Annotated in this window: 14 protein-coding genes; 8 read left to right on the top strand and 6 right to left on the bottom strand. The window is 73.9% G+C overall.

Annotation, left to right across the window (positions count from 1 at the left end; all coding sequences use genetic code 11):
- Window positions 1-254: 254 nt before the first annotated feature.
- Entirely contained in the window at window positions 255-1733 is a 1479-nt protein-coding gene (locus tag ACF1BE_RS34590; protein ID WP_392202956.1) for a glutamate-cysteine ligase family protein, read from the bottom strand.
- Between the two features lie 364 nt (window positions 1734-2097).
- Here ACF1BE_RS34590 and ACF1BE_RS34585 point away from each other — a divergent pair, with 364 nt between their 5' ends.
- Both ACF1BE_RS34585 and ACF1BE_RS34580 read left to right on the top strand, forming a co-directional pair.
- On the top strand, window positions 2098-2757 hold the full coding sequence (locus tag ACF1BE_RS34585; RefSeq protein WP_392202955.1) for an SDR family oxidoreductase: 660 nt from the start codon (window positions 2098-2100) through the stop codon (window positions 2755-2757).
- Window positions 2758-3066: 309 nt separating this feature from the next.
- On the top strand, window positions 3067-4518 hold the full coding sequence (locus ACF1BE_RS34580; protein ID WP_392202954.1) for a WGR domain-containing protein: 1452 nt from the start codon (window positions 3067-3069) through the stop codon (window positions 4516-4518).
- A 68-nt stretch (window positions 4519-4586) separates the two neighbouring features.
- On the opposite strand, the gene ACF1BE_RS34575 is transcribed toward ACF1BE_RS34580, so the two are convergent.
- Together ACF1BE_RS34575 and ACF1BE_RS34570 are read right to left on the bottom strand one after the other, a co-directional pair.
- Complete coding sequence (locus ACF1BE_RS34575) at window positions 4587-6170, bottom strand: glycerol-3-phosphate dehydrogenase/oxidase (RefSeq protein WP_392202953.1); 1584 nt, start codon at window positions 6168-6170, stop codon at window positions 4587-4589.
- Window positions 6167-6766, bottom strand: a complete 600-nt coding sequence (locus ACF1BE_RS34570) for a TetR/AcrR family transcriptional regulator (protein ID WP_392202952.1) — start codon at window positions 6764-6766, stop codon at window positions 6167-6169. The genes ACF1BE_RS34575 and ACF1BE_RS34570 overlap by 4 nt, the downstream gene beginning before the upstream one ends.
- Before the next feature lie 106 nt (window positions 6767-6872).
- Between ACF1BE_RS34570 and ACF1BE_RS34565 the strand changes: the two genes are divergently transcribed.
- Entirely contained in the window at window positions 6873-8465 is a 1593-nt protein-coding gene (locus ACF1BE_RS34565) for an FAD-binding oxidoreductase (RefSeq protein ID WP_392202951.1), read from the top strand.
- Between the two features lie 37 nt (window positions 8466-8502).
- A complete protein-coding gene (locus ACF1BE_RS34560) occupies window positions 8503-9384 on the top strand; it encodes a YegS/Rv2252/BmrU family lipid kinase (protein WP_392202950.1) in 882 nt (293 codons plus the stop codon).
- A gap of 119 nt (window positions 9385-9503) precedes the next feature.
- Here ACF1BE_RS34560 and ACF1BE_RS34555 read toward each other — a convergent pair whose 3' ends face one another.
- Complete coding sequence (locus tag ACF1BE_RS34555; RefSeq protein WP_392202949.1) at window positions 9504-9881, bottom strand: STAS domain-containing protein; 378 nt, start codon at window positions 9879-9881, stop codon at window positions 9504-9506.
- Window positions 9882-10081: 200 nt separating this feature from the next.
- On the opposite strand from ACF1BE_RS34555, the gene ACF1BE_RS34550 reads away from it, so the two are divergent.
- The 4 genes from ACF1BE_RS34550 (at window position 10082) to ACF1BE_RS34535 (ending at window position 14299) form a co-directional block, all read left to right on the top strand.
- Window positions 10082-11338, top strand: a complete 1257-nt coding sequence (locus tag ACF1BE_RS34550; RefSeq protein ID WP_392202948.1) for an LPXTG cell wall anchor domain-containing protein — start codon at window positions 10082-10084, stop codon at window positions 11336-11338.
- A 440-nt stretch (window positions 11339-11778) separates the two neighbouring features.
- Complete coding sequence (locus ACF1BE_RS34545; RefSeq protein WP_392202947.1) at window positions 11779-12000, top strand: hypothetical protein; 222 nt, start codon at window positions 11779-11781, stop codon at window positions 11998-12000.
- Between the two features lie 22 nt (window positions 12001-12022).
- Window positions 12023-12382 carry an ArsR/SmtB family transcription factor gene (locus tag ACF1BE_RS34540; RefSeq protein ID WP_392202946.1) on the top strand — a complete coding sequence of 120 codons (360 nt, stop codon included), beginning with the start codon at window positions 12023-12025 and terminating at the stop codon, window positions 12380-12382.
- Between the two features lie 216 nt (window positions 12383-12598).
- Window positions 12599-14299 (top strand): LCP family protein, encoded by a 1701-nt coding sequence (locus ACF1BE_RS34535; RefSeq protein WP_392202945.1) that lies wholly within the window; start codon window positions 12599-12601, stop codon window positions 14297-14299.
- 82 nt (window positions 14300-14381) lie between these two features.
- Here the strand turns inward: ACF1BE_RS34535 and ACF1BE_RS34530 are convergent, their stop codons facing one another.
- Complete coding sequence (locus tag ACF1BE_RS34530) at window positions 14382-15227, bottom strand: DUF1206 domain-containing protein (protein WP_392202944.1); 846 nt, start codon at window positions 15225-15227, stop codon at window positions 14382-14384.
- 68 nt (window positions 15228-15295) lie between these two features.
- On the bottom strand, window positions 15296-16165 hold the full coding sequence (locus tag ACF1BE_RS34525; protein ID WP_392202943.1) for a class II glutamine amidotransferase: 870 nt from the start codon (window positions 16163-16165) through the stop codon (window positions 15296-15298).
- Between the last annotated feature and the right edge of the window lie 339 nt (window positions 16166-16504).

The raw sequence follows: 16504 nt of genomic DNA, 5'->3' as shown, positions 1-16504 counted from the left end.
GCGCCCGCCACTACCAGGCGCTGGTCACCCTCGCCTGCCTACGACTCTGGCTGCCCTGACTTTGCGGACACGACCTAGGCCCTCTCGTTCGGATCATGCCGGGCTCGCGGGCCCTGATCCGGCCTGATCCGAACGAAAGACCCCAGGTCGTGCTGTCCCGCGGCAGGGCCGGGCGTACTCGGCCGGTCCGTCGACGCGGCGAGGCGCCGTGCCGGCGTCGCGGACCCGGCTGATCCGGACGAGACCCCTGGCTCTCAGTCGACCGGCCAGGTGTGCACCGGCGCGTTGAGGTGCATGTAGTCGATGTACAGCTGGGCCATCCGCCGCAGCGCCTCGTGCCGGCCGGCGCGCGTGGCGGTGTCCAGGCGGTGGAACATCTCCTTCTGCCACACGGCCCCGTTCCGTGCCGTCACACAGCGCTGCTCGATGATCCCGAGCAGCGGCTCCCGCCACGCGTCGTCCATGCCGGAGTGCTCCAGCCCGCGGTGCGCGAGCGGCAGCAGCCGCCGCAGGACCAGCTCCGGCACCGGCACCTCGCCCATCCCCGGCCAGTACAGCAGCGCCTCGATGCCGTGCCGGGCGGCGGCGTGCAGATTGTCCTCGGCGGCAGAGAAGGACATCCGCGACCACACCGGCCGGTCCTCCTCCACCAGGGCCCGGGTGAGGCCGTAGTAGAAGGCGCCGTTGGCGAGAGTGTCGGCGACGGTCGGTCCGGCCGGCAGCACCCGGTTCTCCACCCGGATGTGCGGTACGCCGTGTGTGACGGCGTAGACCGGGCGGTTCCAGCGGTAGATGGTGCCGTTGTGCAGGGTGAGTTCGCCCAGCTCGGGGGTGTCACCGCGGTCCAGCGTCTCCGCCGGGTCCTGCTCGTCGCACAGCGGCAGCAGGGCCGGGAAGTAGCGGAGGTTCTCCTCGAACAGGTCGAAGACGCTGTTGATCCACCGCTCCCCGAACCACACCCGGGGTCGTACCCCCTGCACCCTGATCTCCTCCGGGCGGGTGTCGGTGGCCTGCTCGAACAGCGGGATGCGGGTCTCGTGCCACAGCTCCTTGCCGAACAGGAACGGGGAGTTCGCCGCCAGCGCGACCTGGACCCCGGCGATCGCCTGGGCGGCGTTCCAGTAGGCGGCGAACTCCTCCGGGGACACCTGGAGGTGGAACTGCGTGCTGGTGCAGGCCGCCTCCGGGGTGATGGTGTCCGCGTAGGTCCGCAGCCGGTCGACCCCGTCGATCTCGATGCGCAGGTCCTCACCGCGGGCCGCGAAGACCTGGTCGTTGAGGAGCCGGTAGCGGGGGTTCTCCGACAGCGCCCCCTCACCGATGTCCTCCTGGCGCAGCGTGGGCAGGATCCCCACCGTGATCAGACGGGCGCCCACCGACCGAGCGCGCTCGTCGGCGTGGTTCAGCGCCGCTCTGATCTCCGACTCCCAGGCGTCCGGGCCGCCCGCCGTCAGCCGCCGGGGCGGGACGTTGATCTCCAGGTTGAACCGGCCCAGCTCGGTGGACCAGGCGGGGTCGGAGATGGCCTCCAGTACGTCGCTGTTGCGCATCACCGGCTCGGCGCCGTCGTCCACCAGGTTCAGCTCGATCTCCAGGCCGACCTGCGGCCGTTCCGACTCGAACCGTGCCTCGCGGAGCATCAGCGCGAGCGCGTCCAGGCAGGCGTGCATCTTGATCCGGTACCGGCGGCGGTCCTCGCGGGTGAAGACGAGCGCCGGGACGTCACGCCCCATCGGCCCTCCAGGGTCCCCTCGACGGACACCTCTCCCCTCAGCGTCGCACCACCGTGCGGCCCGCACCATGCGGGTCGCCGCCGCGCGGCCGGGCCCGTCACCGCGGGCCGCCCGCCCCGGAGGGGGCCCCGCGGCGGCGCTGTGCGGACGTCTCACCCGCCCAGCCCTCTCCGGATGGCCCGCGCGCGCCCGGCGGCGCAGGGTCTGAACCAGACCGGTCGGGTCGTTGGGCGGCCGGTCCGGGGCGGGGAACGGTGCATCCATGCGCTCGGGCCGTTCCCCGCCGCGTCGGACCGCCGGGCGCGGCCCCGCGCGTTGCGGTGACGACCCCGCTTCGCACGCGGCGGACACGGAGGCCGGTGGGGTGACGCCTGCCGTTGGAAACCGATCGGTTTATTACGCACGCGGCGCCGCCAAGGTGTACGCCACGGCCCGCGACGCGCGCAGCGTCACCCACCCCGATGCCGTACCCCTCGCCCTGGAGGTCACCGACCCCCGCTCCGTCGAGGCCGCGGCGGAGCGGGCGCGGGACGTCACCGTCCTGGTCAACAACGCCGGCGTCCTGCTCGGCGCGACCTCCTTCCTCGACGCCCCGGTCGACGACGTACGCCGGGAGTTCGAGACCAACCTCTACGGCCCGCTCCTGGTCACCCGGGCCTTCGTGCCGGCCATCGAGCGCAACGGCGGCGGACATCTCCTGAACGTCCACTCCGTGCTGTCGTGGATCGGCGTCGCAGGCTCCTACAGCGCCACCAGGGCGGCGCTGTGGTCCCAGACCAACTCCCTGCGCCTGGAGCTGAGTCCGCGGGGCATCGGGGTCACCGGACTGCACGTCGGCTACCTCGACACCGACATGGCCGCGCACGTCGACGCGCCCAAGTCCAGCCCCCGGGACGTCGCCGCGCCGGCGCTGGACGGCGTCGAGTCCGGGGCGTACGAGGTGCTGGCGGACGACGTCAGCCGACAGGCCAAGGCGGCCCTCTCCGGCGATCTGGCGGCGCTGTACCCACAGTGGACGAACTAGACAGGCGCACCGGCGGGACCCGCCGGCAGCCGATCGCCGTCCCGCCCGTCCCACCGGACCGAGCCGCTCCCGTCCATCAGGACGGGCGGCCCGGAAGGGCACACGTCCGGGCCGACGGAACCGGGAGACGCCGAACGTGCCGAGCCGCTACGACCGGTCCCGGATGCCCGGGGCGCCGGCGTGCTCGGTCGTCCGGACGAAGGGGGCGCCCCGGAGAGCCCCGGTGATTGTCAGTGGGTCCCTCTACGGTGTGGAGCAGTGAGGACCTGCGGGAACGGCCGTGGGTCCGTCCTGGGGGAGGGGGCTGCCATGTCCACGGCGTGCACGGCGTCGACGACGTATCTGGAGCTGTCGCAGGAGGGCGACGGTGCCCACAAGTTCTACGAGGTGACCGTCGACGGTCTGGTGGTGACCGTGCGGTACGGCCGGATAGGCGCCGCCGGGCAGACGCAGACGACGACGTTCACGACGGCGGAGAAGGCGCGGGCCGCCGCCGCGAGGAAGGTCGGGGAGAAGGTCCGCAAGGGATACGCCCCGGCCGTCCCCGGACAGCGCGCCCCGCGCGCGGTCACCCGCCGTCAGGTCAGCTCGGCCCCGTCCACGGCACGGGCGGTGGCGCCCGTGCTGTGGCGGTTCCGCACCGGCTCCGCCGCGTTCGGCATCCATGTCGACGACGAGCGCTGCTGGGTGGGCAACCAGGCGGGTGACGTCTACACCCTGGACCACGAGGGCGCCGTCCAGGCCCGCTTCGGCCTGCCGGACGGCGTCAAGTGCCTGGTCGCCGACGACTTCTGGATCTACGCGGGCTGCGACGACGGCAAGGTGTACGACCTCTCCTCGAAACTGCCCTTCGCCGCCTACGACATCGCCGCCGACGTGGACATCTTCTGGCTGGACATCCACGAGGGTGTCCTGGACGTCTCGGACCGCGCGGGCCGGCTGACCGTCATCGACCACGAGGACGAACACCAGTGGTCCCGCCGCAGCCAGGGCGAGCACGCGTGGATGGTCCGGGCCGACGACCGGGCCGTCTACCACGGCCACCACCGGGGCGTCACCGCCTACGCGCCCGACGGCGGCGGCGAACTGTGGCACACCGCCACCCGGGGCGGCGTGCTCTTCGGCTGGCAGGAGGAGCACGCCGTGTACGCGGGCACCGCCCACCGGGTGGTGCAGCGGCTGTCCAAGGAGAGCGGTGCCATCGAGGCGACGTACGCGTGCGACAGCAGCGTGTACTCGTGCGCCACCTCACCCGGCGGCCGGTTCGTCTTCGCGGGTGACGCCGCGTCGTCCGTGTACTGCTTCGACCAGGACGGCAGGCGCCTGTGGAAGCTCGGCACGGGCAGCGGTTCGGCGCTGTCGATGCAGTACCACGACGAGCGCCTGTACCTGGTGACCACGGACGGGTCGCTGGTCTGCGTGGACGCGAGCGAGGCGGCGGTCTCCGCGGCCCAGCAGGGCACGGTGCCGGTGGTGCGGGACGTCAAGCTCGCCGCCGCCCTGCCGACGTACGCGCCGGCCACGACCGTGACCGCGGTGGCCACGGTCGCCCAGGCGCCCGCCGGAGCGGTGGTGGTCGAGTGCGTGCGGGAGGCCGGCCGGGTCCGGGTGCACGTGCTCTCCGACGGCTACGACTCCTCCTGGAACGTCCAGTTCCCCCGCGCGATACGGGAGCCCGGCGCGCGGTACGTCGTCGACGCCCTGCACCCCGCGGCGGGCGGCTTCTACCGGGTCCGGGGTGACATCCGGCGCCTGCTCTGACAGCGCGCCACATCACGTGGCGGCCGGACGGCGGCAGTACCGCCGTCCGGCCGGTGCCCGCCCGCCGGTCAGGGGCGTGTGGCCGCCGTCCGTTCCAGGATCTCCCGTGCGACGGGGAGCGCGTCGGCGCGGTCCGCGGGGACCAGGCCGATGCGGGTGCGGCGGTCCAGGAGGTCCGACTCGTCGAGGGCGCCCTCGTGCTCGACCGCCCAGCGGAGCTCCGCCCGGCTCACGGGGTGGCCGGGCAGGACCGGCTCGGCCAGGGCGGGGTCCCGGGCCGCGAGGGCGTGGACGGCCGCGGCCTCGGTGCCGTAGCGGCGGACCAGGTGCGGGGGCGCGGGCAGGGCGCGCAGCCGGCCGGGGGCGGCGGCGCCGACCAGCGGCAGCGCGGCGGTGGGGGAGGGGCCGGTGCGCAGCCCGCGCGCCCCGGCCGCGGCGTCCACCGCGTCCTGCGCCATCCGCCGGTAGGTGGTGAGCTTGCCGCCGACCACCGTGGTGACGCCGTCGGCCGAGGTCAGTACCGCGTGCCGGCGCGAGATGTCGGAGGTGCGGGCGGGCGCGCCGTCCCGGCCGTCGGAGGCGGAGGTGTCCAGCAGCGGGCGCAGTCCGGCGAACGCGCCGACGACCTCGTCCCGGGCCACGGGGGCGTCCAGGACGGAGCCGAGGACGTCCAGGAGGAAGCCGATGTCCGTCTCGGGGACCTCCGGCACGTCCGGGATGCCGCCCCCGACCGGTTCGTCGGTGAGGCCGACGTAGACCCGGCCGTCCCCCTGGGGCAGGACCAGCAGGAAGCGGTTGGTCTCCCCGGGGATCGGGACGTGCAGGCCGGCCGGCAGGGCACCGAGCCGCTCCGAGCGCAGGACCAGGTGAGTGCCGCGGGACGGCCGTATGCGGATGCCCTCGGTGAGGGTGCCCGCCCACACGCCGGTGGCGTTGATCACGGCGCGGGCCCTGATCTCGCCCTCCTCGCCGGTGCGTTCGTCCCGGATCCGGGCGCCCGTCCCGGTCAGCTCCAGCACCCGCACCCGGGTCAGCACCCGGGCGCCGTGCGCGGCGGCCGTGCGGGCCAGGGCGGTCACCAGACGGGCGTCGTCGGCCACCCTGCCGTCCCAGGACAGCAGCCCGCCGCGTAGCCCGGCCGCGCGGACCGAGGGCGCCAGGTGCCGGGCCTCCGTCGCCGACAGCCGGCGGGGCGCGGGCAGCACCTGCCGTGGGGTCCGGGCGGCCAGCCGCAGCACGTCCCCGGCCCGGAACCCGGTCCACGCCAGCGTGGCCTGGGCCCTGGACACCAGCGGGGTGAGCGGCAGCACGAACGGCTGGGCGGTCACCAGGTGCGGGGCGGTGCGGGTCATCAGGATGCCGCGTTCGACCGCGCTCTCGTGAGCGACGTCGAACTGGGCGGAGGCCAGATAGCGCAGCCCGCCGTGGATGAGCTTGGAGCTCCAGCGCGAGGTGCCGAAGGCAAGGTCGTGGGCGTCCACCGCGACGACGTCCAGTCCGCGGGCCGCCGCGTCCAGTGCGGCTCCGGCCCCGGTGGCGCCGAGCCCGACGACCAGGATGTCGGCCGTCCGGCCGTCCGTGGCCTCGGCCAGTTCCCGGCCGCGCCGGTGTGCGCTCAGGGACGAGCCGGGCACGGCCTCGGTGTGGCTCATGGCGTCAGGGTCCTCTCCAGGAGGGTGCGCAGCTCACCGAGGAACGCGCCGGAGTCCAGCTCCGGGTCGTCCTCGTCGGTCATCGTGCGCAGGGACAGGGTGAAGGACTGCACGGTCAACAGCAGGGCGCGGGCCTGACGTTCGGTGTGGCCGGGCCGGACGGACCCGTCCGCGTGCCCCTCGCGCAGGGCGTCGGCCAGCAGCGCGAGCAGTGCCTCCTGGCTCGTGCCTCGCCGGTCGAGCACGTAGGGGAGGAGCAGTTCGGGATCGACGTCGATGATCTTCCGGAAGAGGGGGTGTGCCCGGAACGCCTCGACCCCTCTCACCAGTCCGTCCACGATCCGGGTGCGGGTGGCGGCGCCGGGGGTGGGCTCCGGTATGGCGCGGCCGGCCACGTCGATCCACTCACGGGTCATCAGGTCGCCCACCAGCGTGCGCAGGTCGGGCCAGCGCCGGTAGAGGGTCATCCTGGAGACGCCGGCGCGCCGGGCGACGTCGGCGAGTGTGGTGCGCCGTACCCCGACGGCCAGTACACAGTCGCGCACCGCGTCGAGGACGTGATCGCTGTCCGAACCGTTGTGACGAATAGGCGTCATGTGTCACAGTGTAACGCCCCGGGGGCCGGACGGAAGCGGCCCGCGCCCCGGGACGGCAGCCGAACCGCCCGAACCGAGCACACCGACCTGTGAGGACGACCGTTCAATGGACATGCTGTGGAACGGCTGGGGCGACCCGGCCAAGGCGGCACCGCTGCCCGAGACGGTGACCGGCCTGCTGCGCGACCTGCTCGGCGTCACACCCCGCACCACACCCGCACCCGCCCTCGAGGACGTCCGTCCGCCCGCCCCCACGGCCGCCCCCACCGCACTGCGGGCACTCGCCCGGGCCGCCGGCGGTGAGGAACACGTCCGCACCGACGCGGAGGCCCGCGTCCGCCACACCCGCGGCAAATCCACCCCCGACCTGCTGCGCATCCGCGCCGGCGACGTCTCCGACGTCCCGCAGGCCGTCGTCCTGCCGGGCAGCCACGACGAGGTCCTCGCCGTGCTGCGCGCCTGCGCCGAGCACGGCCTGGCCGTCGTCCCCTTCGGCGGTGGCACCTCGGTCGTCGGCGGACTCGCCCCCCAGCGCAGCGCGTTCGTCGCCCTGGACCTGCGCCGCCTGAACCGCCTGCTCGACCTGGACCCCGTCTCGCGCACCGCCGTCCTGCAGACCGGCCTGCGCGGCCCCGAGGCCGAGGCGCTGCTCGCCGAACACGGCTTCACCCTCGGCCACTTCCCGCAGTCCTTCGAATGGGCCACCATCGGCGGTTTCGCCGCCGCCCGCTCCAGCGGTCAGGCCTCCGCCGGCTACGGCCGCTTCGACGAGATGGTCCTCGGCCTCACCCTGGCGACCCCCGAGGGCACCCTCGAGACCGGCCGTGCCCCCCGCTCCGCCGCCGGACCCGACCTGCGCCAGCTGGTCCTCGGCTCCGAGGGCGCCTTCGGCGTCATCACCTCCGTCGTCGTACGGATCCGCCCGCTGCCGCGCTCCCGGGTGTACGAGGGCTGGCGGTTCGGCTCGTTCGAGGAGGGCGCCACGGCGCTGCGCCGGCTCGCCCAGGACGGGCCCCGCCCGACCGTGCTGCGCCTGTCCGACGAGACCGAGACGCTCATCGGCCTGGCCCAGCCCGACGCGATCGGTGCCGGGCCGGGACGGAGCGACGCCGGATGCCTCGCGATCACCGGGTACGAGGGGACGGCCGAGGACACCGCGCGGCGCCGTAAGCGGGCGGCGGCCGTCCTCACGGACTGCGGCGGCACCCCCGCCGGCACCGGACCGGGCGAACGCTGGGCGCACGGCCGCTACTCCGCGCCCTACCTGCGCGACGCCCTGATCGACGCCGGCGCCTTCGCCGAGACGCTGGAGACCGCGGCGTTCTGGTCCCGGATCCCCGGCCTGTACACGGCCGTCCGCACCGCCCTCACCGACACCCTCACGCGTGCGGGCACCCCGCCCCTGGTGATGTGCCACATCTCCCACGTGTACGAGAACGGCGCCTCGCTGTACTTCACCGTCGTCAGCGCCCAGGGGGAGGACCCGGTGGCGCACTGGACGCCGGCCAAGCACGCCGCCAACGAGGCCGTCCTGGCCGCCGGCGGCACCATCTCCCACCACCACGGGGTCGGCACCGACCACCGCGACTGGTACGTCCGCGAGGCCGGCCCGCTCGGCGTCTCGGCCCTGCGCGCCGTCAAACACCGCCTCGACCCCGACGGGCTCCTCAACCCGGGCGTCCTGCTGCCCACCGACTGACCCCACCGATCCGACCGCCTGCCTCGGAGGCACACCGATGCGACAGTTCACCGCCGTCGTCAACCCCACCGCCGGCGGCTCCACCGGGGCGGCGACCCTGCTCCACCTGGCCCGGCTGCTCCGCGAGGCCGGCGCCGGGCTGGACACCGAGTACAGCCACAGCCTCGCCCACGCCCAGGACATCGCCCGCACCGCCGGCGAGCGGGGCCGCATCGTCCTCGCCGTCGGCGGCGACGGCATCGCCGGCGGCATCGGCGGGGCGCTCAGCGGCACCGGCACCGTACTGGGGCTCGTCCCCGCCGGACGCGGCAACGACTTCGCCCGCGCACTGCACCTGCCCGCCGACCCGGCCGCACTCGCCGGCGTCCTGCTGCACGCCGAACCCCGGCCGGTCGACACCATCGAGGTGGAGTCGGCCGTCCACCCGCGCACCGTCGTCCTGGGCAGCGTGTACGCCGGGGTCGACGCCGAGGCCAACCGGCACGCGAACAACGCCCGGCTGCTGCGCGGCGCCGCCTCCTACTACGCCGGCGGTCTGCGTGCCGTCACCACCTGGCGGCCGGCCGGCTTCCGCGTCACCGTGGACGGCACCGAGCACATCCACCGCGGTTACACCGTCGTCGCCGCCAACTCCCCCTACTACGGTTCCGGCCGGCTCATCGCGCCGGACGCACGGGTCGACGACGGGCTGCTCGACATCGTGATGATCCGCGACGCGCCACGCCGGCTCTTCTTCACGCTCATGAACGAACTCAGGACGGGTGCCCATGTGAAACGCCCCGAAGTGCGCGTCCTGCGCGGCCGGGAACTGCGCATCGAGGCGGACCGGCCCGTCCCCTACGGCGCCGACGGCGAGGTGGAGGCCACCCTTCCGGTGACACTGCGGGTACGCCCCGCGGACCTCCGGGTGCTGTACTGACGTCCGGCTCCGCAGGGACCGGAGCCGAGCGCCCGGGGGCGCGGCGCGGTGGACCGGCTCCGGCACGGCCGACGCCCTCGCCACCGCAGACGCCCCCCGTCCCGGCGCGCCGGCACCGTTCAGTCCTGCAGGGCGTCGCTGACGCTCGGGTAGCAGGGGATGAGGGTCGTCAGGCCCACGATCTCCAGGGTGCGCAGGACGGTTCTGCGGACGCCGGCCAGACGCAGCCAGCCGACCGGTGCATGGGCCTGGTGGGCGGCGATGAGTACGTTGATGCCGCTGGAGTCCATGAACGGCACGCCGCTGAGGTCCGCGACGGTACGCGACACCTCAGCGGGATCCTCGGGCGTCAGGGCCTCGCGGAGCATGCCTGAGGTGTGATGGTCGACCTCGCCGCTCACCGTGACCACGGTGACACCGTCGACGGTGGCCCGACCGACCGACAGCCGGTCCGCTTCCGTCTCTTCGTTCGCGTCTGCCACGTGTTCCTCGTCCACGCTCGCCGATCCTTGCCCAAAGCCTCTCTCTCCGGGAGGCTGCCCCGGATCACGCGGAGGATGCGGGCCGACCCCCGACCGTCCGGCACGGATGTGCCGAGTCCCTACAACCTCTGACGTCTCTGGTGTGTCCACTACACGACGACCGGGCCGGCGCGGCCCGGTCACCGCCTTCTTCCGTCCTGACGAGGAGTCCCACCGTGCGCTCACCCCTCCGCCCCGCGGCAGCGGCGATGGCCGCCGCGATCGGCATCGGCGTCCCGGCCCTCGCCGTCCCCCTCGCGCACGCCGACGACCTCGCCCCCGACCTGGTGGTCTCCGCGCTGCCGGCCGCGTCCCCCAAGCCCGGCGACGTCTACGACCAGAGCGTCACCGTCACCAACAAGGGCACGGCCCCCGCCGACGGCGTCACCTTCCGGATCCGGCTGACCCGTGGACTCGACTTCCCGCAGCACGCCGACGGCTGCACGTACTCGACCGTCGCCGACCACGTCCGGCAGGCGCTGTGCGAGCTGGACACCGTCGTCCAGCCCGGCGCCACCCTCACCACGCCCGTGCGGTTCAAAGCCCTGCCCGAGGCCCTGATGGAGGCCGTCGAGTACGGCACCGGCCCCACCGGCGAGGTCCCGGGCGAGGGCTTCGACGACAGCTACCGGCGGCTGACCCTGACCGCGGACAGCACGGCCGACCTGGCGGCGGAGGGAGACCAGGTGAAGGGCGCCCACGGCAGCAGGGTCACCGTCACCGCGTCCCTGCGAAACAACGGCCCCGGCTGGATCCGGAACCAGGAGAGCGACGACCAGCCGGCCCTGATGGTGCGGATCCCGCCGGGCACCGTCGCCCGGGAAGTGCCCGAGGACTGCGCGCCGTTCGGGATCGACGGCCCGACCGGCCCCTCGGAGCCGGGCCGTCCGCGGTACGTGTGCTGGCCCGCCGACCACACCATCGGCGTCGGCCGGTCCCTCGACTACACCTTCGTCCTGGAGATCGGGAAGACGGCGCAGGACACCCAGGGGGAGGTGACGGCCACCTCGGTGTACGGCATCCACCCGGCGTTCGACAAGAACCCCGCGAACGACACCGCCCTCCTCTCCGTCGACGTACCCGGCGGCGGTGAGCCGGGCACGAGCACCTCCGGCGGCACGACGACCGGTGCGACCACGTCCGGCGGCACGACGACCGGCGGGGCCACGGGTGGCGGCGGTGCCGGCACGGAGGGCCAGGACAACGACCCGCACGGCCAGTCGACCGGCACCACCGGCACCACGAGCGCCATCGGCACCACCGGCACCTACGGATCGGCGTCGACCACCCCCGGTACGGGCACCGGGACCGGCGGCACCCTCGCGGCGACGGGCAGCGACGGCATGCCGCTGCTGGCCACCGCCGCGGTGGGCGCGACGGCCCTCGGCGGCCTGGTGCTGGTGGCCGTACGCCGCCGGAACACGACCAAGTGACGCGGCAGCAGCCTTCCGCCCGGTGCTGCCACGAGCGCCTGTTCCGGGCGATGCCGCTGCTGCCGCACGGGAAGAGAGGGCAGGGCGGGTGGCGGTCCGGCGGTGGCGTCGGGAGTCAGCGCGGGCTGTGACGGGCGGTGCTGCGCGGCCCGGCGCAGGTGATGTTCCTGGCGAGCCGGTCGACGGGCCGGTGGCGTGTGCGCGCAGCGCGACGGGCATCCCGACCGCCTGGGCGCTCGGTGCGCCGGCACCCCGGATCGCCGACGGCACGATGGTCTGCGAAGCGGTGCCCGTCGCCCTCCCCCTGTGCGGCGTCTTCCCGGTGGCGGCCCCGGCCACGCTGCCGTACACGCTGCTGGGCGCGGCCACGGCGACCGCCGACACCGGCCGTCGCCCGTGTCCGTACCCCGTCCGGCGGTCACGCGTTCACCTGGCCCTTCGTGCTGACGACGCTCACCATCCTCGCCGCCGCCGGCTCCTTCCCCCGGCTGACCGGCCGCGGGCCCGGCATCGGCGAGGCGGCCCCGCAGCGGACCGGCACCTGGGCATCGGGTGCGGGCGAGCCGGTCCCGGCCGGGCCGCGGGTCGTCGGCCGCGGGGAGTCGGGGGCTGGGCGGGCCCCGGCCGCCTACACTGGGTGTGCGGGCGGACGTCGGCTGTGACGAGTGCGGGACGGAGCGGGCTGTGACGGAGAAGGCCGGGGGACACGACGACCCGCCCGCCGAAGTGCTCGCCGAGGCCGCCGCCGCGTTCGGACTCCTCGCCTCCCCGTCCCGGCTGCACCTGATGTGGGCCCTGTCGCAGGGCGAGAGCGACGTCACGCGTCTCGCCCGCCGGGTGGGCGGAGCGCTGCCCGCCGTCAGCCAGCACCTGGCGAAGCTGAAACTCGCCGGACTGGTCCGCGCCCGCCGCGACGGCCGTCGGCAGGTCTACTACATAGACGACCCGGACGTGGTGACCCTCGTCCGCGCCATGCTGGGTCAGCTGACCGACCGGTCGCGACCCGCCGCCCCGGTGCCCCGCCTGCGCCGCACCGGCGGCTGACCGTCCCGCCCGCCGCGGGGTGCCGTGGTGCCATGAGATGCCTCACCTGTGAATTGCGTGTGGATCTGTGCGGTTCCGGCCACGGCTTTGTTAGATTGCGCAACTACGCAACCGAGCGGGCACAGCACCTCTCGACTGCCCGTACACCGCCGAGCACGCCCGGCCGTCCCTGCGACGGCCCGGCCCGAGGGGCCCGACCGTTCAGGGGAGTGGGAAATGAGCGACCCGTGGGACGGGCCGGCCGGCCAGGCCACACGCCGCCGCGGCAACGGGGTGCCCGCGCAGCGCACGGCGGGACCCGACGCGCCGCGCCCGCCGGCCGGCCGGGCCGCGGCCCGGCCGGCCGGCGGCACGCGCGAGGGCAGGCGCTCCCGCCGCACCCGTCCGGTGCGCCGCGGCCGACGGGTGCTGAAGATCCTCGGGGTCTGCCTGTCCACCCTCATCCTGATCACCGCCGGCGCCGGCTGGTGGTTCTACCAGCACCTGAACGGCAACATCCACAGCGTCGCACTGGACGGCAAGGGCGGCGCGGAGCAGGCCGACGCCTTCGGCCGCACCCCCATCAACATCCTCGTCATGGGATCCGACGGCCGGACCAGCACAACCGACTGCTCACTGGGTGGCGGCTGCTCGAAGACCGGTGTGCAGAGCGGCAGCAACGCCGACGTGCAGATGGTGCTGCACATATCGGCCGACCGCTCCAACGCCACTGTGATGAGCATCCCCCGGGACACCATGACCAGGGTCCCGGCCTGCAAGGACAGCGAGACCGGCAAGTCCACGTCCGGGTACTACGGGCAGGTCAACAGCGCGCTCCAGTACGGCCCCGCCTGCCAGGTGGCCACCGTCCACCAGCTCACCGGCATCCCCGTCGACCACTTCGTCAAGCTCGACTTCTCCGGCGTGGTGAAGATGTCCGACGCGGTCGGCGGCGTCTCCGTCTGCGTCGACGGCGACGTCTACGACACGTACTCGCATTTGAAGCTCTCCGAGGGCACCCACACCCTCAAGGGCGTCGCGGCCCTGGAGTTCGTCCGCTCCCGCCACGGCTTCGGGGACGGCAGCGACCTCGGCCGTACGATCTCCCAGCACATCTTCCTCAGCGCGATGATCCGCAAATTCAAGAGCGCGGGCACGCTCACCGACCCCAGCGCGGTGTACGCGCTCGCCGACGCCGCCACCAAGGCGCTGACCGTGGACGACGGCCTGGGCTCCGTGAAGAGGCTGATCGCGCTCGCGTCCGACGTCAACAAGGTCCCGGCCAAGCGGATCACCTTCGCCACGATGCAGACGGCACCCGATCCGGACGACGACAACCGGGTGGTGGTCGGCCCGGGCGCGAAGTCCCTGTTCTCCACCATCGCCCACGACCAGTCCCTCAGCGCCGGCTCCGGCAGCAAGTCCGCAGTGGCCTCCGCGACCGCCACGGCCGGCGCCTCCGCCGTACCCGCGTCCGAGATCGCCGTGACGGTGGAGAACGGCACCAGCGTCACCGGCCGTGCCTCCGCCGTGGCGGACGCCCTCACCGAGCAGGGCTTCGGGTCCGGTACGACCACGGGCAACGCCCCGAGCCCCGCCGCGACCACCACCCTCACCTACGGCACCGGCCGCAAGGCCGCCGCGCAGACCGTCGCCAAGGCACTCGGCCTGCCCGCCTCCCATCTGAAGCAGGGCACCGGCAGCGGCCTGACCCTCGTCGTGGGCGGCGACTGGACCAGCGGCAAGGACTACCCCGGCCGCTCCTCCGCGCGCGCCGACACCGGCGCCGCCGTCTCCCACGCCCACGCCTCCACCGCGGACCAGGCCAAGACCTGCGCCAAGGTCAGCCCCTACAAGACGGTCACGCTGCACGGTGTCTCCATGACACCGGCCCAGGCGTACAAGGCGGCCCGGAACAAGCCCGACTCCGACGGCTGAGCGGCACGCACGGACGCGTCGCGGTCGTAGTGGGACTTGTTCCGGGCCTGGGTGCGGTCCTGTCGGGTACGGCCCCAAGGGGTCAGATCCTGCGCCAGCGGGCCATGAACCAGGAGAAGACACCGAAGGCGGCCAGGCCGAGCGCGATCAGGGCGAGGAGCCAGGGCCCGGCCGGCAGGTCCCGGAACGAGCGCAGGGTGTCGTCCATGCCCTTGGCCTTGCCGGGCTGGTGCTGCACGGCCGCGACGATGGCGAACACCCCGGCGACGGCGAACACGATGCCGCGCGCCGCGCCGCCGGTGACCCCCAGAACGTCGGTCATCTGTTCGGTCCGCTGTGACATCTCCCCGGTCCGCAGATGCTTGCGGAACTTCTTCTGCACGGCCCGGACCGCGATCCACAGTCCGGCGATCACCACGCCGGCACCCGCGATCCCGACGAGCCACTCACCGGCCGGCCACTTCAACACCATGGCGGTGACGTCGTCGGTGTGCTGGTCGGAGGAGCCGCTGCCGCTGCCCTTGTCGCCCGCCGCGTAGGACAGGACGGAGTAGGACACGAAGGCGTAGAAGACGAACCGGCCCGCGGACCCCGCCCGTTTGGACAGCTTCGTACCGTCCGGACCCGCCGCGCCGACCACGGCCTCCGAAAGCCGCCACAGCGCCATGCCGGCGAGCGCGATCCCCACGATCCACAGCATCGCCGAGCCGAGCGGTTTGCCCGCCAGCTCCGTGAGGGCGCCACCGCGGTCGGCCTGTTTCCCGCCGCCCTCACCGCCGAAGGCGATCTGCAGCGAGATGACGCCCACCAGAACGTAGATCAGCCCACGGGCGGCGAAACCCGCCCGGCCCGCCGCGGCCATCGCCTTGCTGTCGGCCGCGCGCCGGGCCCCGAACCGTCCATGCACTGCCCAAGACTGTGTCCCCATACATGGCCGATGCCCCCGCGTCCCGGTACGACACCTGCCCGACGGCCCGCCCGCCGTCGGGGGCGGCGCTACATCGACCGCTGCGAGGCGGCGGCGGCGGGCCGCAGGTCGGCGAGAGTGAGGGGACGGGCCGGAGGGTCGGACAGCGCGGTCCGGGACGTGATGCGCCCCTGCCCGTCGACGTGCAGCAGCTCGCCGGGGTCCATGAGCCGCCAGTGCGGGTTCTCGTCCATGGGCTCGCTCGCCACGACGACGGCGGGACGGCCGCTCAGGGCCGCCGAGTGCACGCGCATCCGGCCGTGGCGGCCGGAGTGGTCGAGGTGCCGCGACCCGTGACGGCCGCCGGCCGGACGTGGCAGGACGTACAGCTCGTGCGTGGCCGGATAGCGCAGGGCCCACAGCTCGTCAGAGGTGACGACGACGATGTTGAGGGCGTAGAGGGGGAGGTGCGCGGCCGTCCAGCGCGCCGCGGACACGATGCCGGCGGTCACGTCACCGCCGTGCGCCGCGGTCTCCCGGGTCACCAGCGCGAAGAAGCGCTCGGAGTCGGTGTCGCCGTGCACCGGCGAGAGGTCCTCGCCCAGGTGCCGGTCGAGTGCGTCGAGACCCTCGATCACGCCGTTGTGGGCGAACAGCCGCCCGTCCTGTTCGAAGGGGTGGGTGTTGCGCACGTCCAGGCCACCGGTCGAGGCGAAACGGATGTGGGCGAGGAAGGTGGCCGACTCCACCTGCCGGGCCTCCCGGGCGAAGCCCCGGTCCTCGTAGGCGGCGATCGGCGCCTTGTGCACCTCCGGCGTGCCGTCCCCGGTGAAGTAGCCGAGACCGGTGCCGTCGGGTTCCCGGTGGCTCTGGGCGTCGAGGCTGCCGGGCGCGTCCAGCAGCCAGAACGTGGCGTTCGTGCGTGCGGGGGAGCTGCTCAGCCCGAAAAGACGGCACACGGCGCCCTCCTTCGTCCCTGTCCCGCCCGGGAGATCCACGGCCGGACGGCCATCGTCCCGCCCCGGGCGCCGCCCCGCACGCGACGTGCCCGGCGAACGTCACGGACATCCGCGAAGAAAACAGGTGTGTAAGCCGGGCGGGATCGGGTAGACGCGGCTTCGTCGAACGGTGACCAGCACTTACGGAACGATTCGGGAGGGGAACACCATGACGACGCTCACCGTGGCCCAGGACACGACGACGGCGGTGGGGCTGCCGGAGGTCGCGGATCCCACGGCTGTGGCTCCTCGGGACGCGCGGGAGTTGTCGAAGGTGTTCTTCGATCAGCTGGCGGTGCT

It is taken from the genome of Streptomyces sp. NPDC014991, from assembly GCF_043080665.1.
Classification (GTDB): domain Bacteria; phylum Actinomycetota; class Actinomycetes; order Streptomycetales; family Streptomycetaceae; genus Streptomyces.
This window is presented reverse-complemented; position numbering and strand designations above follow the sequence as displayed.